The sequence below is a fragment of the Paraglaciecola sp. genome, from assembly GCF_039942875.1.
GTDB lineage: Bacteria > Pseudomonadota > Gammaproteobacteria > Enterobacterales > Alteromonadaceae > Paraglaciecola.
On sequence record NZ_JBDVBQ010000005.1, the window covers coordinates 97591 to 119687 of the forward strand.

General features: G+C 39.3%; 24 protein-coding genes. 11 read left to right on the top strand and 13 right to left on the bottom strand.

What is annotated here, in order from left to right; all coding sequences use genetic code 11:
* Positions 1–45 precede the first annotated feature (45 nt).
* The 4 genes from prmB to ABJE44_RS01615 all read left to right on the top strand — a co-directional run bounded on the left by prmB (position 46) and on the right by ABJE44_RS01615 (position 3928).
* Positions 46–999 (top strand): 50S ribosomal protein L3 N(5)-glutamine methyltransferase, encoded by a 954-nt coding sequence (gene prmB, locus ABJE44_RS01600; RefSeq protein WP_348112223.1) that lies wholly within the window; start codon positions 46–48, stop codon positions 997–999.
* Positions 1000–1092: 93 nt separating this feature from the next.
* On the top strand, positions 1093–2193 hold the full coding sequence (gene aroC / locus ABJE44_RS01605; RefSeq protein WP_348112224.1) for a chorismate synthase: 1101 nt from the start codon (positions 1093–1095) through the stop codon (positions 2191–2193).
* Positions 2194–2231: 38 nt separating this feature from the next.
* Positions 2232–3392 carry an MFS transporter gene (locus ABJE44_RS01610; RefSeq protein WP_348112225.1) on the top strand — a complete coding sequence of 387 codons (1161 nt, stop codon included), beginning with the start codon at positions 2232–2234 and terminating at the stop codon, positions 3390–3392.
* Positions 3393–3721: 329 nt separating this feature from the next.
* Positions 3722–3928 (top strand): cold-shock protein, encoded by a 207-nt coding sequence (locus ABJE44_RS01615; protein WP_133470935.1) that lies wholly within the window; start codon positions 3722–3724, stop codon positions 3926–3928.
* A 111-nt stretch (positions 3929–4039) separates the two neighbouring features.
* Here ABJE44_RS01615 and ansA read toward each other — a convergent pair whose 3' ends face one another.
* A complete protein-coding gene (ansA, locus tag ABJE44_RS01620; protein ID WP_348112226.1) occupies positions 4040–5053 on the bottom strand; it encodes an asparaginase in 1014 nt (337 codons plus the stop codon).
* Between the two features lie 105 nt (positions 5054–5158).
* On the opposite strand from ansA, the gene ABJE44_RS01625 reads away from it, so the two are divergent.
* Positions 5159–6490 carry a M24 family metallopeptidase gene (locus ABJE44_RS01625; RefSeq protein ID WP_348112227.1) on the top strand — a complete coding sequence of 444 codons (1332 nt, stop codon included), beginning with the start codon at positions 5159–5161 and terminating at the stop codon, positions 6488–6490.
* Positions 6491–6502: 12 nt separating this feature from the next.
* Complete coding sequence (locus ABJE44_RS01630; RefSeq protein WP_348112228.1) at positions 6503–8323, top strand: DUF885 domain-containing protein; 1821 nt, start codon at positions 6503–6505, stop codon at positions 8321–8323.
* 63 nt (positions 8324–8386) lie between these two features.
* Here the strand turns inward: ABJE44_RS01630 and ABJE44_RS01635 are convergent, their stop codons facing one another.
* The 3 genes from ABJE44_RS01635 to ABJE44_RS01645 all read right to left on the bottom strand — a co-directional run bounded on the left by ABJE44_RS01635 (position 8387) and on the right by ABJE44_RS01645 (position 10413).
* Entirely contained in the window at positions 8387–8749 is a 363-nt protein-coding gene (locus ABJE44_RS01635) for a hypothetical protein (RefSeq protein ID WP_348112229.1), read from the bottom strand.
* Positions 8750–8843: 94 nt separating this feature from the next.
* Complete coding sequence (locus tag ABJE44_RS01640) at positions 8844–9665, bottom strand: hypothetical protein (RefSeq protein WP_348112230.1); 822 nt, start codon at positions 9663–9665, stop codon at positions 8844–8846.
* A gap of 7 nt (positions 9666–9672) precedes the next feature.
* Positions 9673–10413 carry a dienelactone hydrolase family protein gene (locus ABJE44_RS01645; RefSeq protein WP_348112231.1) on the bottom strand — a complete coding sequence of 247 codons (741 nt, stop codon included), beginning with the start codon at positions 10411–10413 and terminating at the stop codon, positions 9673–9675.
* Between the two features lie 148 nt (positions 10414–10561).
* On the opposite strand from ABJE44_RS01645, the gene ABJE44_RS01650 reads away from it, so the two are divergent.
* The 5 genes from ABJE44_RS01650 (at position 10562) to ABJE44_RS01670 (ending at position 12891) form a co-directional block, all read left to right on the top strand.
* A complete protein-coding gene (locus ABJE44_RS01650) occupies positions 10562–10984 on the top strand; it encodes a hypothetical protein (RefSeq protein ID WP_348120613.1) in 423 nt (140 codons plus the stop codon).
* Positions 10985–11086: 102 nt separating this feature from the next.
* A complete protein-coding gene (locus ABJE44_RS01655; RefSeq protein WP_348112233.1) occupies positions 11087–11353 on the top strand; it encodes a hypothetical protein in 267 nt (88 codons plus the stop codon).
* Between the two features lie 106 nt (positions 11354–11459).
* Positions 11460–11741 (top strand): pyrimidine/purine nucleoside phosphorylase, encoded by a 282-nt coding sequence (locus tag ABJE44_RS01660; RefSeq protein WP_348112234.1) that lies wholly within the window; start codon positions 11460–11462, stop codon positions 11739–11741.
* A complete protein-coding gene (locus tag ABJE44_RS01665; protein WP_348112235.1) occupies positions 11734–12090 on the top strand; it encodes a Fis family transcriptional regulator in 357 nt (118 codons plus the stop codon). Before ABJE44_RS01660 ends, ABJE44_RS01665 begins: the two co-directional genes overlap by 8 nt.
* 306 nt (positions 12091–12396) lie before the next feature.
* Positions 12397–12891 carry a DUF2165 domain-containing protein gene (locus tag ABJE44_RS01670; protein WP_348112236.1) on the top strand — a complete coding sequence of 165 codons (495 nt, stop codon included), beginning with the start codon at positions 12397–12399 and terminating at the stop codon, positions 12889–12891.
* Between the two features lie 37 nt (positions 12892–12928).
* On the opposite strand, the gene ABJE44_RS01675 is transcribed toward ABJE44_RS01670, so the two are convergent.
* From ABJE44_RS01675 to ABJE44_RS01715, 9 genes are all read right to left on the bottom strand, one after another.
* A complete protein-coding gene (locus tag ABJE44_RS01675; RefSeq protein ID WP_348112237.1) occupies positions 12929–13777 on the bottom strand; it encodes a peptidylprolyl isomerase in 849 nt (282 codons plus the stop codon).
* Between the two features lie 29 nt (positions 13778–13806).
* Positions 13807–14169, bottom strand: coding sequence for a hypothetical protein (locus ABJE44_RS01680; RefSeq protein WP_348112238.1), 363 nt, complete (start codon positions 14167–14169; stop codon positions 13807–13809).
* Positions 14169–14381: a DUF3820 family protein gene (locus ABJE44_RS01685; RefSeq protein WP_348112239.1), complete on the bottom strand. Its 213-nt coding sequence runs from the start codon at positions 14379–14381 to the stop codon at positions 14169–14171. The genes ABJE44_RS01680 and ABJE44_RS01685 overlap by 1 nt, the downstream gene beginning before the upstream one ends.
* Complete coding sequence (locus ABJE44_RS01690; protein WP_348112240.1) at positions 14374–16188, bottom strand: ABC transporter ATP-binding protein/permease; 1815 nt, start codon at positions 16186–16188, stop codon at positions 14374–14376. The genes ABJE44_RS01685 and ABJE44_RS01690 overlap by 8 nt, the downstream gene beginning before the upstream one ends.
* A gap of 54 nt (positions 16189–16242) precedes the next feature.
* Complete coding sequence (locus tag ABJE44_RS01695; protein WP_348112241.1) at positions 16243–17331, bottom strand: diguanylate cyclase; 1089 nt, start codon at positions 17329–17331, stop codon at positions 16243–16245.
* A gap of 1 nt (position 17332) precedes the next feature.
* Complete coding sequence (locus ABJE44_RS01700) at positions 17333–17905, bottom strand: ABC-type transport auxiliary lipoprotein family protein (RefSeq protein WP_348112242.1); 573 nt, start codon at positions 17903–17905, stop codon at positions 17333–17335.
* The gene (gene pqiB, locus ABJE44_RS01705; RefSeq protein WP_348112243.1) at positions 17906–19579 is read right to left on the bottom strand and encodes an intermembrane transport protein PqiB; all 1674 of its coding nucleotides are present in this window, start codon (positions 19577–19579) and stop codon (positions 17906–17908) included.
* The gene (locus tag ABJE44_RS01710) at positions 19572–20753 is read right to left on the bottom strand and encodes a paraquat-inducible protein A (RefSeq protein ID WP_348112244.1); all 1182 of its coding nucleotides are present in this window, start codon (positions 20751–20753) and stop codon (positions 19572–19574) included. The genes pqiB and ABJE44_RS01710 overlap by 8 nt, the downstream gene beginning before the upstream one ends.
* 174 nt (positions 20754–20927) lie before the next feature.
* Positions 20928–22049, bottom strand: a complete 1122-nt coding sequence (locus tag ABJE44_RS01715) for a zinc-binding dehydrogenase (RefSeq protein ID WP_348112245.1) — start codon at positions 22047–22049, stop codon at positions 20928–20930.
* Between the last annotated feature and the right edge of the window lie 48 nt (positions 22050–22097).

The following is a 22097-nucleotide window of genomic DNA, read 5'->3' on the forward strand; positions in this document are numbered from 1 at the left end:
TGTTATATGAGAATATCGATAGAAACAGATTTAATAAGCGAACTTATGACCCAAAATACCTTCTCAGAGCAAAGTATTGAGCAAACCGTACAAGATTTACACACTATGTTAGATATGGTGCGCTGGTCTGTCAGTTGTTTTAATCATGCTGGATTATTTTATGGGCATGGTACTGACAACCCTTGGGATGAAGCCGTAAGCTTAGTTTTACAGCTTTTACATTTACCCCAAGAGTTGCCATTACAAACTGGTGACCAATTGTTTCATAGCCGTTTGACACAAATAGAGAAGCTTAAGATTGTTGAAGTAGTGAAACGTCGGGTTGAAGAGCGCATCCCAGTGCCTTATTTAACTAATCAAGCTTGGTTTTGTAATTTACCATTTTATGTGGATGAGAGGGTGTTAATTCCTCGTTCTCCCTTTGCAGAGCTGATTCAAAATCAATTTGAAGATTGGCTAACAGATGAAGAGCCACAACATATATTAGACTTGTGTACTGGCGGCGGCTGCATTGCTATTGCACTTGCATATGCCTTTGAAGAAGCCCAAGTCGATGCTGTGGATATCAGCCCAGAAGCCTTAGAGGTTGCTGAGCTTAATATCAATGAGCATGAATTAAGCCATAGGGTGTTTCCCATTTACTCAGATTTAATGGGGGCGTTACAAGGGCAAAAGTATGACTTAATTGTAAGTAACCCGCCTTATGTTGATGCTGAAGACATGGGAGACTTACCTGATGAGTTTCATCATGAACCTGAATTAGCCTTAGCAGCAGGTAATGATGGTTTGGACTTAGTGGACCATATTTTACGTCAAGCTCCGAATCACTTAACAGACAAAGGTTGGTTGTTTGTTGAAGTAGGTAATAGCGAAGTGCATATGTATACCCGTTATCCAGAGCTGCCACTTCATTGGGTTCAGTTTGAGAATGGCGGCCATGGAGTTTTTGCTATAAGCAAGAATGAATTAGTTGAATACTGGCGCTCGGTAGACCATTAAAATAGACTTATAACACCAATCCTAGAAATCAGTCATTTTTAGGTAGTTGGGGTATATTGAAAACAAAATATTTAAGAATAGGAATCAGACATTATGGCAGGTAACACCTTCGGTAAATTATTTACAGTGACCACCTTTGGCGAAAGTCATGGTATTGCGATAGGTGGGATTATCGATGGTTGCCCTCCGGGTTTAGAGATTTCTGAAGATGATCTACAAGTCGATTTAGATAGGCGTAAACCCGGCACCTCTCGTTACACCACGGCTAGACGTGAAGAAGACGAAGTGAAAATTTTGTCAGGAGTGTTTGAAGGAAAAACTACAGGTACGAGTATAGGGTTGTTAATCAACAATACTGACCAACGTAGTAATGACTATTCTAAGATCAAAGATACCTTCAGACCTGGTCATGCAGATTATACCTACCAACAAAAGTATGGACTACGCGATTACCGTGGTGGTGGGCGTTCTTCTGCCCGTGAGACTGCTATTCGAGTGGCTGCTGGTGGCGTAGCTAAAAAATACTTAAAAGAACATCACGGTATTGAAATTCATGGTTATTTGTCGCAACTAGGGCCTATCAAAGTTGAAACTGTTGACCACAGCATTACGAATACTAATGCCTTCTTTTGTCCAGATGAGAGCAAGTTAGACGCACTTGACGCTTACATGCGTGATTTGAAAAAAGAAGGAGACTCAATTGGTGCCAAAGTTTCAGTTGTCGCGACTAACATGCCAGTGGGTCTTGGCGAGCCTATTTTTGACAGACTAGATGCTGATTTAGCCCATGCCATGATGGGGATTAATGCGGTGAAAGGGGTTGAAATAGGTGATGGCTTTGACACTGTTGAACAAAAAGGTAGCGCTCACAGAGACGTAATGACGCCTGAAGGGTTTAAATCAAACCGTTCGGGTGGGGTCTTAGGCGGCATTTCTACTGGTCAAGACTTGCTAGTGAAAATGGCCTTAAAGCCCACTTCTAGTATTTCAGTACCGGGTGAAACAATAGACATCAATGGACAAACCGCTGAAGTCATTACCAAGGGTAGACACGACCCCTGTGTAGGTATCCGTGCTGTGCCTATCGCCGAAGCCATGATGGCTTTAGTATTAATGGATCATTTGCTACGACACAGAGGCCAAAATGCAGGTGTACAAAGTCAAACACCTAATATACCCGGACAGGCTGACTAGCCTGTCTTTTTAACCTTTTCTAATTCGAGTAAGCATTGATGCGCTCAGCCTATTCTTCTGGCAATTTAATTCTACTCGCTTTTACCTACCTGTTTTATTTTGGCCAATTTGGCGTATTTATCCCTTATTTGGGGGTGTTTTTAGATGGCCGAGGCTTTTCATCTAAAGAAATTGGCGAACTCTTCGCCCTTATTACTTTTGCTAGAATAGCGGGGCCAAATCTATGGGCCGCCATTGCTGATAGCACTGGTAAATCACTAAGGTTATTGCAATTAGGCGCATTATTAACCCTTAGTATGTTTTCGTTAGCGTTTTGGGTGGATGGCTTTTGGTACCTGACTATTAGCTTTTCTTTAATGATGATGTTCTGGACGGCGATTTTACCCCAAGTAGAAGTACTTACCCTTAATTGTGTCAGAGCGAATCCTGTTCGGTATGGATACATTAGGCTTTGGGGCAGTATTGGCTACATATTACTGACAGTATTCACAGGTAAGATGATAGATATATTTTCATCTGAAGCGCCGCTATTTGTTGGAGTGGTAGTGTTGTCATCATTATTTATGGTGACACTGTTTTTGATAGAGCCAAAGAGTGAAGCCAATACAGAAAAAGATGAAGTATCAATCTGGCGTAAAATCAGACAGCCTGTGTTTTATGCCTTTATTGCGTCTGCCATTTTATTGCAGCTAAGTTTTGGACCTTATTACGGATTTTTCGCATTATACATGCGTGACCTTGGTTACAGTGGACAAGCTACGGGTTGGTTCGTTGGTTTAGGTGTGGCTGCTGAAGTGCTCATTTTTTTAAAGGCTGGCACGTTAATTAATCGATTTGGGGTTAAATGGGTGCTAGTGGTTAGTATTCTTTTGACTTCTTTACGATGGTACTTATTAGCTACGGTTGCAGCTAGTCCTATCTTTTTAGTCGCAGCTCAATGCTTACATGCCTTTAGTTTTGGCTTGGCTCATGCCGCTTCAATGCACTTTATTCACCATTATTTTGGTTTTAAAGATCAAAGCCAAGGGCAGGCAATTTATATTAGCTTTGCCTTTGGGATTGGCGGGGCCGCGGGTGGTTATTTTTCTGGAAACCTTTGGAATCAAGGGGCAGGAGCGCAGCTATCATTTACCTTAGCTGCAATATCTGCATTGGTAGCTGCCTGTTGTTTACTTCCAATTTCCTCTAAACGTATGTAAATCTTGGGTAATTCTTAATGCGGATAAAAAAGTTGACCGTTTGGTCATCTGTTATTTAAAAAACACTGACAACCTCAATGTTGCATTTTTGTGACTAACTTATTGAAATAAAAGCCTTGTTAGACCAGTTTCATTGACGATAGTTGTTGACCTGTAGAACGTGATAGATATACTAAGCCTGCTTGAAAGTAAGTTTAATATTTATGTACATGGTTTCGATGTTCCATTGTAGTACCTCGTCTTGTAGCTCATAAGTAATTGCAACAAGCTTCAGCAAAAACAACGTCTCTTAGGAGACAAAATTACTCTTGAAAAATATAGGAAAGACTATGTCTACAACTACTGGTACAGTAAAATGGTTTAACGAATCTAAAGGTTTTGGTTTCATTCAACAAGAAAATGGACCTGACGTTTTCGCTCACTTCCGTGCTATCAACGGTACTGGCTTTAAAACTTTGGCTGAAGGCCAAAAAGTTGAGTTCACTGTAACTCAAGGCCAAAAAGGTCCTCAAGCTGAGAACATTACTGTACTTTAATTATTAAATAATTAAATTCCAGAAAAAAGCAAACCTTAGAGTTTGCTTTTTTTATGCCTGAAATTTACTTCTGTTATCACTTCTTTCTTAAGATTCTTAAAGTCTGTATCTCTATATCGTCAACTCTCCACGCAAACTTGTCACCAGTAAACGTTTAACCTCTTCGATAGGAATATCTTTACTGAGTAAATAATGTAATTTGGCGAGGGCGGCTTCTGGGGTCATGTCTGTGCCCGATACAACGCCTACTTCTTTAAGGATATTGCCGTTGGCATACCCCGACATATTTACTTTACCTCTTACACATTGAGTGCAGTTTACAACGATTACTTCTTGGTCGTTGGCCCACTTGAGTTGTTTCAAAAGTGTGGGGTTCTGAGGCGCATTACCTACGCCAAAACTCAATAAAATTAGTGCTTTTACAGGTTGTTGTAGTGTGTTCTTTAACACATCGGCACTGATGCCGGGGTAAAGAGTGACTATGCCTATTGGCTGGGATGTGATGTTACTGACTTTTAGTTGTTTACACCTGTCTATACCCAATTGTTTTTTATCTATTTTGACTTCTATATCGATGCCAGCTTCTAATAAGGGCGGTAAGTTCGGCGAGTCAAAGGCGTTAAAACCGTCAGAGTCTACCTTGCGGCTGCGGTTGCCTCTAAATAATTGATTATTGAAGAACAAGGTCACTTCTGGGATCGGGTAGTTGGCTGCAATGTATAGGGCATTTAGTAGGTTTACTTGGCCATCAGAACGTAACTGTGCCAGTGGAATTTGCGAGCCTGTCACTATCACCGGCTTGCCTAAGTCCTCTAGCATAAATGATAACGCAGAAGCCGTATAAGCCATGGTATCGGTGCCATGGAGAATAATGAATCCGTCGTATTTGTCGTAATTCAGCAATATATCATTAGATATTTGCTGCCAATCACTGGGGCTCATATCGGATGAATCTATGAGTGGCGCATACTCGTGAATAGTGAAGTTAGGCATTTCAGTGCGGTGAAACTCTGGCATATTGTTTATGGTGTCAGATAAAAAGCCAGCTGCAGGGATATAACCTTGAGGTGAAGGGCGCATGCCTATGGTTCCGCCTGTATAGGCTACATATATGTGTTTTTTCATTTTATCTCTAGTGGTGATATTAGATTTGTGGCATTTGTCTTATTGTTAAAACTATAACAATTCCATTAAGCTAGTCATACCAACAAATAGGTGAACATAATAAAAATGAAAAATCGTTTAATAGGGATAGGGTTATTAATTTTATGGAGTCTACCGAGTTTTGGCGAGAACGCTATATTGTCTATGCGAGACCGTGCGGTAAAGGTAAATCAGGTTTTAGATGACCGCTTACAAAACTTGTTACCCAAATTAATGCGTAGAGAAGGCATTGATATGTGGGTACTGGTTTCAAGGGAATATAATGAAGACCCTGTACTTAAAACCATGTTACCAGCAAATTGGTTATCTGCACGCAGACGCACTATTTTAGTTTTGTTTGACCCAGGTGAGGGGAAACCCATTGAAAGGCTTGCAGTGGCCCGATACGCGGTAGATACCTTATTTAAAAAGTCATGGGATAAAGAGCAACAGCCAAATCAATGGGATAGCTTAGTAAATCTCATTAATAAAAAGCAGCCCCAAAAAGTGGCGGTAAACAAGTCGACTCACTTTGCATTGGCTGATGGCATCACCGCAACAGAATATGAAGAGTTTAATGAGGCGTTAAATAAACAAAATACAACGCAATTAGTGTCTTCAGAAAAATTAGCCATTGCATGGTTAGAAACCCGTAGCGAAATGGAGATGCAGGTTTATCCTGAATTAATCCAGTTAGGCCATGACGTTATTGCTGAGGCTTTTTCTAATAAGGTGGTAAAGCCAGGGGTGACCACCACAGATGATGTGGTGTGGTGGCTACGTGAAAAAGTCAAAGACTTAAGACTGCAAGCTTGGTTTCATCCTAGCGTGTCATTACAACGGTCTAGCCTCGAAAAGTTTGATCACTTAAAAGCTTTCAGTGAAGGGACTAAAGCAAAGGTCATTATGCCAGGAGACTTATTACATACAGATTTTGGTATGACTTATTTACGTTTAAATTCAGACCAACAGCAACATGCATATGTGTTAAAAGAGGGGGAAACAGACGCTCCTGAATATTTGAAAAAAGCCCTAAAAAATGCCAATCGTTTACAAGATATTTTTACAGCTAACTTCAAGGTTGGGCGTACTGGTAATGAAGTGTTAAAAATGTCTCGTCAAAAAGCTATTAGTGAAGGCATTAAACCTTCAATTTACACCCACCCAATTGGCTATCATGGCCACGCTGCAGGCACCACTTTAGGGATGTGGGATTCTCAAGGGGGAGTGCCTGTTCAGGGGGATTATCCTTTGCATTATGATACGGCTTATTCAATCGAGTTAAATGCCGCTACTTTTATACCTGAGTGGAACAAAGAAATTCGCATTATGTTAGAAGAAGAAGCTTTTTTTGATCAGTCAGGGGTCAACTATTTAGATGGCCGTCAAACCGAATTTCATCTCATAAAATCACAATAAAGAGACCCAATTATGAATAGAAAACCAATTACTGTAGCTGTTTTGCTGTCACTGGGGCTGTTGGGGTGTGGCCCGAGCACGTCTACAAAAACAGAAGACCTAGTCCCTAAAGTTGCAGCTGTTAAATCTGAGTCGCAAAAACTTAATGAGCTGGTGCAAAGCTACTTTGATGAAAGTATGCAGATGAACCCAATTTGGGCAACCTTTGTGGGCATTAATGATTATGATGATATGTTTAGCCCGCCAATAAACAAAGCAAACATCGCTAAGGTATTGGCGTTTGAAGCGTTATATTTAGATAAAATAAAAGCAATAGACCCTTCATCTCTGATTGGCCAAGACTTACTCACTTACGAGATATTTCTACGGGATAGAGAGCTTGCCTTAAAAGGCGCAAACTTTCCAAGTGAGTTAATCCCACTTCATCAAATGGGTGGCGCTCATTCTTATTTTGCATCATTAGGATCAGGTCAAAGTGCTCAGCCTTTTAATACCTTACAAGACTTTCGTAACTTTATAGAAAGAGCCAAGGGTTTTGCTGTGTATATGGATAGTGCCATTGTTGCCATGCAAGAGGGCATCAAAAAGTCGGTGGTTTTGCCTAAACCTATTATTGAAAAAGTATTGCCTCAGTTAAAAGCCCATGTGTTAGAGGATGTTACCCAGAGTGTATTTTATGGCCCTGTGGCAAACATTCAAAATATTGATGATGCCACTGACGCAGAAAAAAATGCACTAGAGGAGACATATTTAGCTGCGATCCACGACGTTATTATTCCTGCTTATAGCCGAGTCCATGATTTTATGTCTGAAACCTATCTGCCTGCTGGGCGTGATACGTTTGGAATATCCGACTTACCTGATGGTAAAGCTTGGTACGAGCACCGCATTGAAACCAATACTACTTTGCCATTAACTGCTGCTGATATTCATGAGTTTGGTCAGCAAGAAGTGGCACGTATTCTAGCTGAGATGAAAAAGGTCAAAAGTACAGTAGGTTTTGAAGGTGACTTACCGGCATTTTTTGAGTTTTTACGAACAGATGATCAATTCTTTTTTGAATCAGAACAAGAGTTGATAGACGGCTACACTCAAATCAAAGAAAAGATAGATAGCAAAGTCCCTTTGTTGTTTGAAGTCTTTCCAAAGGCTGATTACGAAGTTAGAGCGGTAGAGGCATTTAGAGCGGCATCTTCAGCCGGTGCTAGTTATCAAAGCCCTGCACCAGATGGCTCTCGGCCCGGTATTTTTTATATCAATGCTTATAATCTTCGAGCTCAACCCAAATATTTAATGGAAACCTTAAGTGTGCACGAAGCGGCGCCTGGGCATCACTTTCAGATTGCGATTCAACAAGAAGTAGAAAGCTTGCCTGATTTTCGTAAGTTTGGTGGCTACACAGTATTTGCTGAAGGTTGGGCTTTGTATGCAGAAAGCTTAGGCAAAGAAATGGGATTATTTACCGACCCGTACATGTGGTATGGCCGTTTATCAGACGAACAACTACGAGCAATGCGTTTAGTCGTCGATACTGGATTACACGCCTTTGGCTGGACTCGTCAGCAGGCAATTGATTTTATGGTAGATAATTCGTCACTTGCGTTAACCGATATCGAGGCTGAAGTTGAACGCTATATAGTAATGGCTGGCCAAGCGGTGAGTTATAAAGTAGGGCAACGACATATTCGTATGCTTAGAGATAAAGCACAGCAAGTTTTGGGTGAGCAATTTGATGTGAAAAAATTCCATACACAGATATTAATAGATGGCGCGCTACCTATGCCAATTTTGGAAGCAAAAATTGATAGGTGGATTGCACAGCAAAAAGTGTAAATTATATTAGAAGCCAAATCATGAGGTTTGGCTTCAATATTAGCATTTTAGGTTGATAGAAGGTTAAGTTGCAGTGCAAGATCGTTCAAATTCAAGTTTATAGTTGTCAAAGTTAACTTTGTGGGAGTCAAACCTATCTGCAACTTCAACAGAAAAGCTCTCTCCGAAAAAGTAAGGAAATCCCGTCGCATAATTACTCATTCTGTAGACCCTATCTAAATTATGCTGATGAAAAGGCATAAACCTTTTGTATCCTGTTTTGTTACAGCGCTTTAAATGTTCATTGAGTAATTGTTCTGTTACGGCTATTCCTGTGCTTAAACTAAACACTTTATTTTTGAATGTGTTTCTTTCTGATGTGTAGTGGCCTACAAAAAATGCAAGCAACATCATTGAGATAAAACCGCAGAGTTTTAGTGCTTTCATTGTCTTTAAAATATGAGTACTGATGAAGTTCATATAAGGGAATATTAGCGTTTTTAAAGGTTATGTAGTTTTAGCTCGGTATTGATAATTTTATTTAATGGTACTTTGCTGGGTATAAGGTTCTAGCGGGTAAGGTTTGATACTGAGCCAGTAAATTAGAAAATAGCGTGTCATCTAACATTTTATCCAAAGTGGATATAAGTTTAGGCAGGCTATTTTCATCTGTTCTACAACAGCTTTGATAGTGACGAATTAGGTCAGTTAATTGAATTTTATGTTTGTCCTGAAGCTGTTTATCTGCAAGTACAAAGAAGTATGCACTGCCCCAATAGGCAGCTGCATACTGTTCGTTTGTCATGAGTCGTTTAGCGATAGATGCTGCGGTTAAGTTACTGTTATTAAACCAGCGTAATTGTGGTGCTATTTTAAGTGCATAATTATCTTCTAAGGAGCCTTTTAACACCCCAGCTTGCTGCATTATTTGATATTGCATGAAGCTAGCAAACCCCTCTGAAAGCCAATCATATTTCACGCCCAAGTAGGGCAGTGCCATATGGGCTAACTCATGATAAACGGTCCAGTCATTTGTAAATTTTTTCAGTGAGAAGCGAGCATCAACATAAAAACGTACGCTACCCACTTGACCTCTTTGGGCATAAGCCCAGGGAACTGGCTGATTAGACTTTTTAGAGAATACGTAAAGTTCTAAAGGAGCAGGGTAGATACCTAAGGTTTTTCGGGTGGCATTAACGCCCGTGGTTAACCAGGTTTCTAACTTTGCCCCTTGCTCTGCACTAAAGGCTGACAAGCCATGTACCCTAAATTGGTCTTTAGTGACTCCATGGCCGTTAAGTGGAAGCAAAAATGTCGTTACAAAAGTGATGATATATAGGTACTTCAATTTTAAACGACTCATGTAAAACTTAAGGGCGTAAATTTTCGTGAAAGAAATCTATCGCCATTTTATACATTTGTAAGGCTAGTGCTCCGTCGTATCTGTCACCTTCATCACGCATAAAAGCATGTTGTGCATTAACTTCATGCCAGCTAAAGTTTGATGCTTGTTGACTTAGGGTTTGATGAATTAAAACACGGCCTTCGGCTGAAACATGGGGGTCTTGTTTTCCAAATACCAACACCATAGGGCACTTGATATCGCCACTTCTTGTTAATGAGTCATTGCCTTCGGTACAAGGTAAAGTGTTAGAGTGAATATCGGTAGGGTATAAACAAAATGCCGCGCCTATCTGATTATTTAAAGCCGCTCGAAATGCTAAATGCCCCCCGATACACACACCCATTACCCCAACTTTGTTGCTGCAGTAAGCTTGTTGATCTGTAAACTCCACCATAGCTTGGGTATCAGAGTCGTGATCTTCTAAGGGTTTGGTAAATTTGTCTGCATTTCCTTTGTCTTTGCCTGCATCATCATAGGCTAACACTGTGCCAATTGGGTTGAGTTCATGGAATATTTCTGGCACTAACACCACAAAACCATGGCTTGCTAAAATTTGTGCGCTGCGGGTTATCGGACTTGTTTCTTGAAATATCTCTGAGTAAAAAATAATAGTGGGAAATTGTCCTTCGGCTACGGGTCTAAAAACCGAGGTGCGCATCACACCTGTTGCAGTATTGATATCTTGGGTATGTCGTTGAATAATCATCTGGTTTCATTTTCGATAAATTGACTATGGCTTATTATTGCTGTTAATAGCGTAAAATACACCCTTGAAAACCCTATGTTTAACATTATCTTAAGAATATGAATTGTTTTGGTGTGATTAAATAGTGGGGCATTCGGCAGTTCGTATCTTGTCGATACTTTTTGTTGCCTGTTTTTTTGGGGTACAGTTTGCATACGCCAGTGAGCTAAAACCTGAATCGCAACTGCCTCTTAGCTATTTTGCCGTTGAGTCTGACTCTACAACCTTATCAGAAAGCGAAGCCTTTCCATTTTTAGAGCCTAAGCAATATACAAACATAAAGCTTGATTTAGCAGAACTTCCCCAGTTGTTTTCCCATAAATATCGGGGGCTAGAACGGGAAGCAAAAGAGCGACACCAAGCTGATTATCCAACTCCCAAAATACATCAAGACCGCTGTTTAGTTACCTTGAAACAAGGGGTAACTCTATCAGTTCAACAAAATATTCACCCAGTAATTCAATTGGTTTTTCTTACCCGATTTCGTATTTTCCCCCCTATTACCGACGAACCTCCAGCCTCCTTCTCTTAAGTTATTTAATCCATTCATCAAGACTCTTTGAGTCTTCAAATATTAATAAGCCAGTATTCTAATGTTATTGGAGATCTCTGGTGACTTTTTCGAGAGAAGATAATGATCTATTTACAGACTTTACTTTATGGGGCTTTGCCTTGGTTATATTTTATTGGGTTTATAGTTTTTAGTTTAATCATGATTTCGTGGGCAAGAAACAGAAAAGCCGTAGCCATTGCTTTTGGATTATTTTTGCAAATTTATTTACCTGATCCTAGGGCACAAATAACCATAGAAGCCGTGGTTGAGCGCAAACAGGAAGTTAAAAAAGCACAAGCAGGTAACAAAACACCTAAAAACGCAGAGGGAAGCCACAAAGACGATTAATTTTGAATGTAAATCAAGATAAGTTAGACCATATTAGCGGTTTGTTTAGTGACTCCCATTTGCTAAATTGGCCGCTGAATTGAATCCTAATTAAAAGAGAAGAAACATGTTTGATGTTAACGAATATTTTGAAGGCAAAGTAAAGTCTATTGGATTTCAAACTGAGTCTTTACCGGCAACGGTAGGGGTGATGGCCGCTGGAGATTATGAGTTTGGTACAAGCCAGTTTGAAACTATGAATGTGGTAAGCGGAGCTTTAACTGTGTTTTTGCCTGATGCAACACAGTGGCAAACATTTGCGGCAAATGAGCAGTTCACGGTTGAAGCTAATCAAACGTTTAAAGTACAAGTGAAAAGCGACACAGTGTATTTGTGTACCTATGGCTAAACTCAGTAAAACTACAAAAAAGTTAGACAACAATGTAATAAAGGCCTTAACCATAGTATGTGAAGGAGTAAAACCTGAACTTGTTGGGTTTGAATGGCTTACACATTCTGCTAACTACGCTAACTTTCCTGCAAGTTTATTAGTGACCTGTGTATTTGATAATCAGGCCTCGCTGAACGCTATGCTTGATAAGCAGCAAGACATTGAGCTCAAAAAGCAAATCCAACAGCAATTATTGAAAGTTGGCATTTTGCTTAAGGATGTGCGACGTCATGTTTGTTTTGATACCGATGAAGCCTGCCTGTTAGAGCATAATGGCGATTGGAATCAAAGGCTAAGCCTTTTATAACCAACCTGAATACTGGATAAGCCGAACCTCTCGCTAATGCTGTTTTTGTGCCTAGCTGCGTTGGATTGTCTAGCAATAACACGTTATTACGTACGACAATCTGACTTGCTATACACGGAAAATTTCGTCATCGAGTGAGCCTTTAGGAGAAGAGGTTTGGATGGGTAGTAGTAGCTATTGAATTCAATAGTTAAATTTAATTTAAACGATGCTTCTAATCCAGAGCTCAGGTTATTTATATTGAATTGTGAAAAAACATAAAAATAGAAATTAAATAAACAGGCCAATAAATAAAAAGAGGAATAAATGAATCATCTCAGAGTGATAAAAGTGATTTTGGTTGCCAGTGTGGCTCTATTTGCAGGTTTGGTTGCTTTGAATAATATTACGGATTATGGGTCTAACTTTGCTTTTGTACAGCATGTAATGTCTATGGATACGACCTTTGAAGGTAATGAATTAAGATACCGCGCCATTAATTCGCAATTTTTACATAACGCTTTTTATTGGGTGATCATTGCAACTGAAGCTGGCGTGTGTGTGTTATGTGGTCTTGGCGCATGGAAAATGTGGAAGGCCATTGATGGTGACAAGAAACAATTTAATATTGCCAAAAAACTGGCTAACACAGGCTTAACCCTAGGGATTATATTATGGTTTACTGGCTTTATGACTGTTGGCGCAGAATGGTTTTTAATGTGGCAGTCCCCCACATGGAATGGTCAAGCGGCAGCATTCAAATTTATTGTTATTCTATTTTTCGTACTTATGTTTAACAATCAGAATGAACCAGATTATTGAATAACAGTTATTGCCTTTTAGACTTATTTAACCGTGGTTAATCAAGCTTAATTCGGATTTTAGGCTGGTAGTAACACACATCTAAATTACCATTACCTTTGTAATGAAAGAACTCATTTTCTAAGGTTCTAGCGTCTTCTAGACGCTGTTTAAATGCATCTGAGTCTTGTGGTTGAATTTCTATCTTAATTCTATCTTGCGCTGCAACATTATCAGCTAGTTTGGCCCAAATGATTTTACTGCGATTTTCTGCCTTCTCTATTACGCCATTGGCATTGTTAAGGTGTGCTCGTTTTAAGGATTGTATCGCTGGCATACCGTATATTACACGGCCAATCGAGCTCATATTTTTGTCTAAGTGACGTGTGGCTTGACCTATTACGATGTAGAACTCTGTGGTGGCTGAGTTGATATCATTGTCTCTGGCGAAGGCTAGGGTACCCATACAGTGGGTTAACCATTCTTGACTGGTTTGTGGATCTCGAGCCGCCGGAAATTCACTAATAAATCCTGTTTGCGGTGCCATAAAATCAGGTGATTGCACTAGCATAAAATCAGAGTTTTTAGGTGCAGTGCGTTGCAGCTCTGCTTGCAATTTGGATTTATGATGACTAATTTTTTGTTCTGTTACATCTCCAGCTTGAGCGACAAAACCATCGATGACTCGATAAAACTCTAAACCATCATAGAAGCCTTCACTTACTAATGCTTTAAATTGTTTAACATGATTAGGCGCCATAAAAGGAGCAAGTTCTATTATGACTGTCCCTGTTTCTAGTTTTAAATAGACTAGGTTTTCTGCATCTGGGGTTCGCCATTGGGGCGCAGCAAATAGATTGAAATTCACCAATATCCAGCAATATACAAAAGCTTGTTTAATTCTCATTTTATTTCCATCAAGTAACGGTTTATTAATTAAAAAATTAGTTGCTCTAAAACAGCTTGTCTCTCTTCTTCTGTTAGTACACCGACAAAGGCTGTTTGCCTACGATATTTTGTGATTTGAGGTGATTCATCTAAAACTTGGTTGATAAATATCTCAGGTTCGTGGACATACTCTAACAAGGTGGACCAAAATAAATATGCACCATGGCGCATTTTTCCTGAGGCGTATCTGGTTTCTATGGTGTGTTGAATTTGTGGAATAAAGCCATGATTGGCAATGATTTTTTCTGCCATGGCTTTATGTAAATATAAAATTTGTTTGTCTAAGTTTTGTTGCTGAGCAGGTTGAGGGCGTTCTCTACTGCGGCTTTTTCGATTATGAAAATTCACCATTAGTCTTTTAAAAGTGGCTCAAGCATTTGCTCTAAGCCATTTACTTTTACTTCATGGATTAAAGCGAGTTGTTGGCCTAACTTACCATTTGGAAAGCCTTTGTTACTAAACCAAACTAAATAAGGCTCAGGTAAATGCAGTAGTTTTCTACCTGCATATTTACCAAAAGGCATGGTTTGGTTTATGGCTTCGAGTAGTAACTGATTATCCAATGTTATCCTCTTTTATTTGCTTAGTGACAGGTGTTTGTTGGCTTAGCCATAGTTTTTTGTATGCGCCATCTATGCTTAACAACTCACTGTGGCTGCCTTGTTCAATGATCTTACCTTCACCTAATACGACTATTTTATCTGCATCGATTATGGTTGATAAGCGATGGGCTATCACTAAACTGGTATGTCCTTGGGATATTTCTTGTAAGGCGGTCAGTATGGCTTGTTCAGATTGGCTGTCTAATGATGAAGTGGCTTCATCAAATACCAAAATAGGTGGTCTTTTTAATATGGTTCTAGCTATGGCGACTCGTTGTTTTTCTCCCCCAGACAGCTTGAGGCCCCGTTCACCCACTGTCGTTGAGTGGCCATCTGGTAAGGATGATACAAAGTTTCTCAAATGGGCTAAGTCTATCGCTTGCTGAACTTCTACATCTGATGCCTCTGGGCGTCCGTAACGAATGTTTTCTAAAATAGTATCATTAAATAAAACGGTATCTTGGGGAACAATCCCTATGGCTTGTCGAAGAGATGCCTGATTAACTTGGCTAATATCTTGGCCATCAATGGATATACTGCCTCTGCTAGGATCGTAAAATCTGAATAGTAGCTTTACCAGTGTAGACTTACCTGAACCACTTTCGCCCACCACCGCAACTTTTTGACCTGGTTCAATATCAAAGCTAATATTTTGGATAATTGTACGGTCTGCTAAATAGCTAAATTCAAGGTTTGTGAAGCTTATTTTACCTCGACTTACCTGTAATTTATCAGCACCTTCGTTAATGGGAACCGTTGCTTGTTTATCTAATAAGTTAAATAAATTTTCAATATTGGCCAAAGAACCACGTATTTCACGATACACAAATCCTAAAAAGTTAAGTGGCATAAATATTTGCATGGTAAAGGCATTAATCAAAACGAAGTCACCTATGGTCATTTCGCCTTTGGCTACATGGTAGGCCGCTAATGCCATCATGCTGGTCATGGCTATAGCAATAATAGAGGCTTGCCCACCGTTTAAAGCGAATAAAGATAACCGGTTTTTACGCCTAGCGGCTTCCCATTTTTGTAAGTCTGTATCGTAGCGGTTGGCCTCATAATCTTCATTATTAAAGTATTTAACGGTTTCGTAATTTAATAGGCTATCGATAGCTCTTGAACTACTGCTTGAATCAGCTTGGTTAACCTCTCTGACGTATTTTGTCCGCCAGTCTGTGGCTTTCACTGAAAAATAAACGTACCCCACAACAGAGCATAAAATAATCAGAGCAAAACTAACCCCGTAGTTATAAAAGAGCACCCCTACAACTGCAACTATTTCAAATAGGGTAGGGCCTATGTTAAAAACTAAAAAGCGCATTAAAAAGCTGATACCGCTTGTTCCGCGTTCTATGTCTCGTGATAGCCCACCAGTTTGCCGATTGAGGTGAAAATCTAAGTCTAGACTATGTAAATGTTTGAAAACCTTTAAACCTAAACGGCGCATTGCCCGCTCAGTTACTCGACCAAAAAGTGTGTCTCTTATTTCTCCGAATAACACATTAGCTAGTCTTAATGCACCATAGGCTGCAATTAAGCCAAAGGGTACTAAAACCAAAGTAGAGTCTGGTGATTTTGAGTTTAAGGTGTCCACTGTACTTTTAAGCACGAAAGGTAAATAAATACTCGCCATTTTAGCTGCTACTAAAAATAACATGGCAAAAAATACTCTAGTTTTAAACTCGGTTAAGTAAGGCCAAAGCTGTCGAAATATTCGCCAATTGATGGGAGTGTCAGAGTTAATAGGTAAGCGGTTAGCGCGCATTGTTAAAATAAACCTTGAAGAAATGTAAGAAAGTTAGAATCTCAAAGGGAGGTACTAGCCTAGTATACAGCGGTTTCTTCCTGCTACTTTTGCTTGGTACAAACATTGATCCGCCTTACTAATAGCCTGATTAATTGAGTCTTGCTCGGTGACTTGGTGAACCCCGATACTAACTGTTGCACCAAAGTCTTTGTCTTCGTGTTTAAATCGCATACTTTCTATTCTTTTACGTAGTTTTTCAGCAAGTAGAAGCGCGTCCTCTCCTTTGGTATCGGGTAATAAAAACAAATATTCTTCGCCACCCCACCTGCCGACAACATCTTGTTTTCTTAAGGCTCTAACAAAGTCACTGGCTAAGGATTGGATAATTTCATCTCCAGTGTTGTGGCCAAATTGATCATTAATTGATTTAAAATGATCAATGTCAGCCATCATCACTGTGACTACACTTTTCGCGCGTTTACTTCTGCTAAACTCCTGCTTTAGTTTTTCGTACATCCCTCGGCGATTTAAAATAGCTGTTAACGGATCTTGCATGGCTTGTTGTTCAAAGGTGTCGCTCATTTCCTTGATGTGTCGAAATGAATACTGACGGGTGTATTCATAAAATGCAAATAGGCCCGATACAGTCAAAAATGAATAGATAAGTCGAGATTTAAACTCGTAGCTATATGTCGATATCAGCAGTTCACCATTTTCAAAAAACAATAAAAAGCTTGTAATGAGTACAAAAATAGCAAGGTGAATACTGCCTTTTACAAGCCCTCCAAAAAATAATGCTACAGGTGGCACCAGATAAATCCATAATGGGCCAGTGTTATTATTACCTCCAGAATAGACCAGATACATCATCAAGAGCATGAGTGATGATGTGAGAAGTATTGCAGAATATTTATAAGGGTTTGCTAAACTTTTGAGATGTAATAGAAGGTGTGAGGTGAAAAATAAAGCAGACGCAATTGAAAGAATAATTGCTAAATTAAACTCTTCTCTAGCCCATGCACTTATCCCTAACAATAAAGTTAGAGAGTAGCCAATAAAACCAAATAAGTTTGCTACTAATACTTGTTGCTTGGATTCAAGGCTATGATGCTTTCTGATGCCTGTGCTTAAGTAATTTAATATTATTCGCTGAATATTCATGCTAGTTGTTACTGCTTTGTATGTTCCGAATATCTTGGTTAATCTGTAATGCTAAGGACTCAATCGTTTTTCGTAGCTGTGAGACAGCATGGGGATAACCATCTTTTTCTAAGGGTATTGTAAAGTAAAAAGGTTTTTGTAACCAATTAGCACCTTTTGATTTAATACTATAGGTACCAGAGCTAATAACACTAGCTCTATTTGTAATAAGAAAATGCTGCAGATTTACTTTGAGGGTAAGTGCATTTTCTACACTATTGGGTTCAGTAATATTTTGGAGGGGATTATAAAAGTTAAGGTCATGTTTTAAGGCTTTGTAAAATGACGATTGTAACCCTTCAGCCCACAGGTCTTGTCTTGAATAATGCAGTTCATGCTCGTTTAATTGTATAATTAAGCTTGCTTGGCGTAAGTAATCTGCAAGGGTTACTGAAGAAAAGTATATGGGCGTTTTTTGTTTGTTATGTGCTTCTGTCACTACTGGAGTTGGCGTATGTAATAGGTAGTGGTTAACAGACAAAGGTGCTGAGGTACAGCTAACTAAAAAAAAGCTAAGGAATACAATACATTTCATTTAGTTACTTTCTCCATTGGCTGTTTTTCCTTTTGGTGTAATTCTATGAGTACTTCCATCTGTAAATATGAAGCTATTAGGTGTGCTATTAAGTTGCTGCAATAAAGGTTGTAAATCTTTCAAGGTTTGCTGTAACACACTCATAGTATGGTTTAGTTCTTGGTAGGTTTGTGATTCTTCAGAAAAACCTTCAGCAAAGCTGGAAACATCTTGAAGAGTAGTTGCAAGAGTGCGGCTTATTTTGTCTTCTTGAACACTATCTAAAATCAAATCCACTTTGCTTGCCGTTGTTTCTAATGCATTAGCCGCTTCACTTATTTGGGTCAACATAAGGTTGGCATTAGCAGATAAGTTTTGCATTTTTATTTGGTTTATATTGTCGAGTATCGCGGTGACTTTTTCAGTAATTTGTGAAAACTCTCCGGTTACAGTTGGTATAACGTTAAGGCCAACATGAGATGCTTGCTCGATATACTTTTCTTCAGGATAATGTTGTAAATCCACAAATAATGCGCCAGTTAGCAAGTTGCCGGTTTTCAGGGTTGCTCTTAGGCCTTTTTCAACCCATAACTGAATTTGTTTCTGAATAAATTGCACACTTTCAGTGGTGTCGGGTTGTTGTATTCTTCCTGGCTGTATTCCAATGGTAACAGGGATGTCATAACCTTGTTCAAGTAACTGAACCTTTTGGTTTTCTGTTTCGTTTATAGATAAGACCTTTCCAACCACTAAGCCTCTGTATTCAACAGGTGCTCCAACTTGTAAGCCTCTGACAGTATCTTTAACATAGATAACAAAGTTAGCACTGAATTTATAGCGCTCTTCTGATGCTGCGGAATAAGAAGGGTGTATATCAAAAAAATCACGTTCGGTAACTCTTTCACCTATTTTCAAACCTTCAGGAATTCCAAAGGTAACCCCATTGGTGAGAATAGACTCAATGCTACCAGTACTTACATTAACGCCACTGGCACCTAGCTGAACTTGAGCTCCACTGATGTCCCAGAACTTGGTATTGGTAGTGATCAGTTCATGATAAGGGGCTTGGATAAAGGTATTGTAATATACAACTCGTTCTTCGAAATTAAAGTTTATGTCTTCAAACTCGCCGACTTTTATTCCTTTGTAAATAACAGGGTCGCCTTTTTTATAAGCAAACTCTGTTTCACTATTTAGCGTGACGTGTAACCCAGGTGTGCCTGCAGGGGTTACTGGAGGAGCATTAAGGGCAATAAAGTGTTCTGATAAGTTAGGTTCTATGCCAGGCGCCATATTTATGTAAGGCCCTGATAAAATGGTCCCGAGGCCAGATACGCCACTGAGTGAAACCCTAGGTGATACAATCCAAAACTGATTATCTTGGTGTAAGATTGTGTCTACGTCTTTATCCATTCGCACCGTGACTAACACACTACTGAGATCATCAGATAACACGATTTTATTGACCACACCAATATCTACATCACGAGTTTTAACTTTTGTTTTACCGGCCTCTAAACCTGTGGCGGTATCAAACTCTATGGTAATTAGCGGGCCTTGGTTAGCCCAATGGTAGTATGTCATCCACAACGCGATGAGCAGTGTAATAAGGGGAATAAGCCATATTTTAGAGACACTGCGTTTTTCAGTCACAATTGCATCTTCAATTTGTTGATTTTGATGACTATTAGTCATTGATTATCCGACCTTTTTCTGTTTTTGATGTGAGCCATATGAGTCTTGAGTCAAATGTTATGGCTGCTAACATGGTACAAATGACTACACCACAAAAAGCAAGTGCTGCGTAGCCGGGTACAATACTCATTAAATTATCTAGTTGAATTAAGCTTACCAATATTGCGACTACAAACACATCAACCATAGACCAACGGCCTACAAATTCAGTGACCCTATACCAATAGATGCGCTCGGTTTTCTTCTGGTCACTTTCAACCTGAACCGAATAATTTAACCAACATAAAATGAACAATTTAGCTAGGGGGACAAAAACACTGGCTATAAAAATAATAATCGCAATAGGGTAAGATCCCATTTTCCATAATAAAATGACCCCCCCTAAAATAGTACTAGGCTCGTCATTTCCTAGGGTATTGGTATGCATAATTGGCAGTACATTAGCCGGTATATAGAGCAATACTGAAGTTACAAGCAATGCCCAAGTCTTTTGAACGCTGAGTGATTTATTTATCTGTGAATGTATTTCTACGTAGTTAGTATTGAGGGATTTTTTTAATTGATGTTTATCCACATAATATAGGGTAATCGTCATGAATATAGTAAAAAACACATAGGCATAAAATGATAGTCCTATGGCAATATCGGCTAAAGACATTATTTTGGTTAAACTAACCAAGACTCCTATTAAAAAAATCTCTGCCATGGCCCAAGGTATCAATAAAAAAATAACATCAACGGCCGCGTCTGTTTTGGGAAGGCGAAAGCCTAACTCTAAAGGAATTAATACATATAACAATGTCAGTAAGATTGAGGAGGGCAGAATCAACATAAATATAGCCTCTAGCAAAGCTAAAACTTCATAATTATTTTCAATTAAAACGTCAAAACTATTGAGTAAATTAATTGATTGAGACTGGCCACTTGCACTAAATGATAAAAACTCAAAAGGTAATGATGCCACCAAAAAAACTAATGCAGTGAGTGCCAGTGCGATAATTTTTTGTGAGCCATTTTGATGATAGGCGGTTAATTGTAATTTGCACCTTGGGCACAAAGCTGCTTGTTTGTTTGCTAACTTTGGAACATTGACTTGAAAATGACATTCATGGCAGCGTATTAGGTTTGTATCTGAGCTTGCACTAAGTGTCGAATTGATTGTATCTGTCGCCACCTTAAATTTTTCCTCGAATCACCTGAACAGCTGACTTATTAAACCTTAAAACTCTTAATATAGACATCTATATTTACCTAAATTAAGCGCTCAAATAAAAAAGCAATGACTAATTAAAGCCATTGCTTTCATTTTCGTTTAGCTGTTACATATTAAACAGTGATGAGTAGTTTGCTACTTTTTAGCTGGATTAATAAAGTATTTTTCTCCAGTCTTCTTTGCGTTGTATTTCATTATTGTTTCTGGACTTAATGCTTCTTTTAGGCTCAATTCTTGGGTGAAATTTGATGCAAAAGTCGTGGTGATTTCATTCGCCACTTTTTTGTATAGTTCCGCAACTTTATTAGGGGGCAGTTTTCCTAAACAACGCATGAGTAACCAGCCACCTATAGCCCATGTCATGCCATAAGCTCGGTTAAGGACAGTAGGTGAAAAGTCTAAACCTCCATAGATATAAACTTGTTTGTTGGCTTCTGAGCCATAAGTGTTAAAACCAATGGCATCTTCGCTTCCGACTCTTTCCATAGTGCTTAATATATCGCTTACAAGGTCACCGCCACCTATGGCATCAAACGCCAATGTAGCTCCGGTTTCTTTAATCGCTTTGTACAAGTCACCTTTAAAGCTTGAATCAGATGAATCACAAATATGGATAGCCCCAATTTCTTTTAAAATATTGGCTTGTTGCTGGTTACGAACAATGTTTACTATGGCAATATTTTCTTGCAAGCAAACTTTGTTTAACATTTGGCCTAGGGCAGACGCTGCCGCCGTATGAACCAAAGCAGTGTGGCCTTCAGTTCGCATCGTTTCAACCATAGCCAATGCAGTTAACGGATTGACAAAGGAAGATGCTGCATCTCTTGCAGTTGTTGTCTCTTTGTGGACCATACAGGCTTGAATGGGTACGCTGCAATATTGGCTATACATAGCTCCCGTTAATACCCCTACTGTTTTACCTAGCAGTGCTTGAGCTTCGGGGCTATCACCTGCTGCCACTACCGTACCTGCACCTTCGTTGCCAATAGGTAAAACTTGGTCTAAACGAGACTTTATCCTAGGTAGCATACTTTTATGTACAGGAGCGGTCAGTAACGTTTCATCGGAATTAAACCTTGCTTCTTCTAGATTGGCGGGTCCGAACATAGGCCACATATCAGATGGGTTTATGGGGGCTGCTTCTATTTTGACTATGACTTCGTGAGCTTTGGGCTCAGGAACGTCTACCTTTTGAATAGATAGATTTAGGCTGCCTGTTGAGGTGATTTCTGTAAATAACTGATGTGATGTTTTCATATAAATCTCGTAATGGGTAGTAGGCAATAACATGAAATCTAAATTAAC

What these genes read in the sequence shown, in the direction of transcription:
- prmB (WP_348112223.1), top strand. Translation starts at nt 46, where the DNA reads ATGACCCAAAATACCTTCTCAGAGCAAAGTATTGAGCAAACCGTACAA.
- aroC (WP_348112224.1), top strand. Translation starts at nt 1,093, where the DNA reads ATGGCAGGTAACACCTTCGGTAAATTATTTACAGTGACCACCTTTGGC.
- ABJE44_RS01610 (WP_348112225.1), top strand. Translation starts at nt 2,232, where the DNA reads ATGCGCTCAGCCTATTCTTCTGGCAATTTAATTCTACTCGCTTTTACC.
- ABJE44_RS01615 (WP_133470935.1), top strand. Translation starts at nt 3,722, where the DNA reads ATGTCTACAACTACTGGTACAGTAAAATGGTTTAACGAATCTAAAGGT.
- ansA (WP_348112226.1), bottom strand. Translation starts at nt 5,053, where the DNA reads ATGAAAAAACACATATATGTAGCCTATACAGGCGGAACCATAGGCATG.
- ABJE44_RS01625 (WP_348112227.1), top strand. Translation starts at nt 5,159, where the DNA reads ATGAAAAATCGTTTAATAGGGATAGGGTTATTAATTTTATGGAGTCTA.
- ABJE44_RS01630 (WP_348112228.1), top strand. Translation starts at nt 6,503, where the DNA reads ATGAATAGAAAACCAATTACTGTAGCTGTTTTGCTGTCACTGGGGCTG.
- ABJE44_RS01635 (WP_348112229.1), bottom strand. Translation starts at nt 8,749, where the DNA reads ATGAAAGCACTAAAACTCTGCGGTTTTATCTCAATGATGTTGCTTGCA.
- ABJE44_RS01640 (WP_348112230.1), bottom strand. Translation starts at nt 9,665, where the DNA reads ATGAGTCGTTTAAAATTGAAGTACCTATATATCATCACTTTTGTAACG.
- ABJE44_RS01645 (WP_348112231.1), bottom strand. Translation starts at nt 10,413, where the DNA reads ATGATTATTCAACGACATACCCAAGATATCAATACTGCAACAGGTGTG.
- ABJE44_RS01655 (WP_348112233.1), top strand. Translation starts at nt 11,087, where the DNA reads ATGATCTATTTACAGACTTTACTTTATGGGGCTTTGCCTTGGTTATAT.
- ABJE44_RS01660 (WP_348112234.1), top strand. Translation starts at nt 11,460, where the DNA reads ATGTTTGATGTTAACGAATATTTTGAAGGCAAAGTAAAGTCTATTGGA.
- ABJE44_RS01665 (WP_348112235.1), top strand. Translation starts at nt 11,734, where the DNA reads ATGGCTAAACTCAGTAAAACTACAAAAAAGTTAGACAACAATGTAATA.
- ABJE44_RS01670 (WP_348112236.1), top strand. Translation starts at nt 12,397, where the DNA reads ATGAATCATCTCAGAGTGATAAAAGTGATTTTGGTTGCCAGTGTGGCT.
- ABJE44_RS01675 (WP_348112237.1), bottom strand. Translation starts at nt 13,777, where the DNA reads ATGAGAATTAAACAAGCTTTTGTATATTGCTGGATATTGGTGAATTTC.
- ABJE44_RS01680 (WP_348112238.1), bottom strand. Translation starts at nt 14,169, where the DNA reads ATGGTGAATTTTCATAATCGAAAAAGCCGCAGTAGAGAACGCCCTCAA.
- ABJE44_RS01690 (WP_348112240.1), bottom strand. Translation starts at nt 16,188, where the DNA reads ATGCGCGCTAACCGCTTACCTATTAACTCTGACACTCCCATCAATTGG.
- ABJE44_RS01695 (WP_348112241.1), bottom strand. Translation starts at nt 17,331, where the DNA reads ATGAATATTCAGCGAATAATATTAAATTACTTAAGCACAGGCATCAGA.
- ABJE44_RS01700 (WP_348112242.1), bottom strand. Translation starts at nt 17,905, where the DNA reads ATGAAATGTATTGTATTCCTTAGCTTTTTTTTAGTTAGCTGTACCTCA.
- pqiB (WP_348112243.1), bottom strand. Translation starts at nt 19,579, where the DNA reads ATGACTAATAGTCATCAAAATCAACAAATTGAAGATGCAATTGTGACT.
- ABJE44_RS01715 (WP_348112245.1), bottom strand. Translation starts at nt 22,049, where the DNA reads ATGAAAACATCACATCAGTTATTTACAGAAATCACCTCAACAGGCAGC.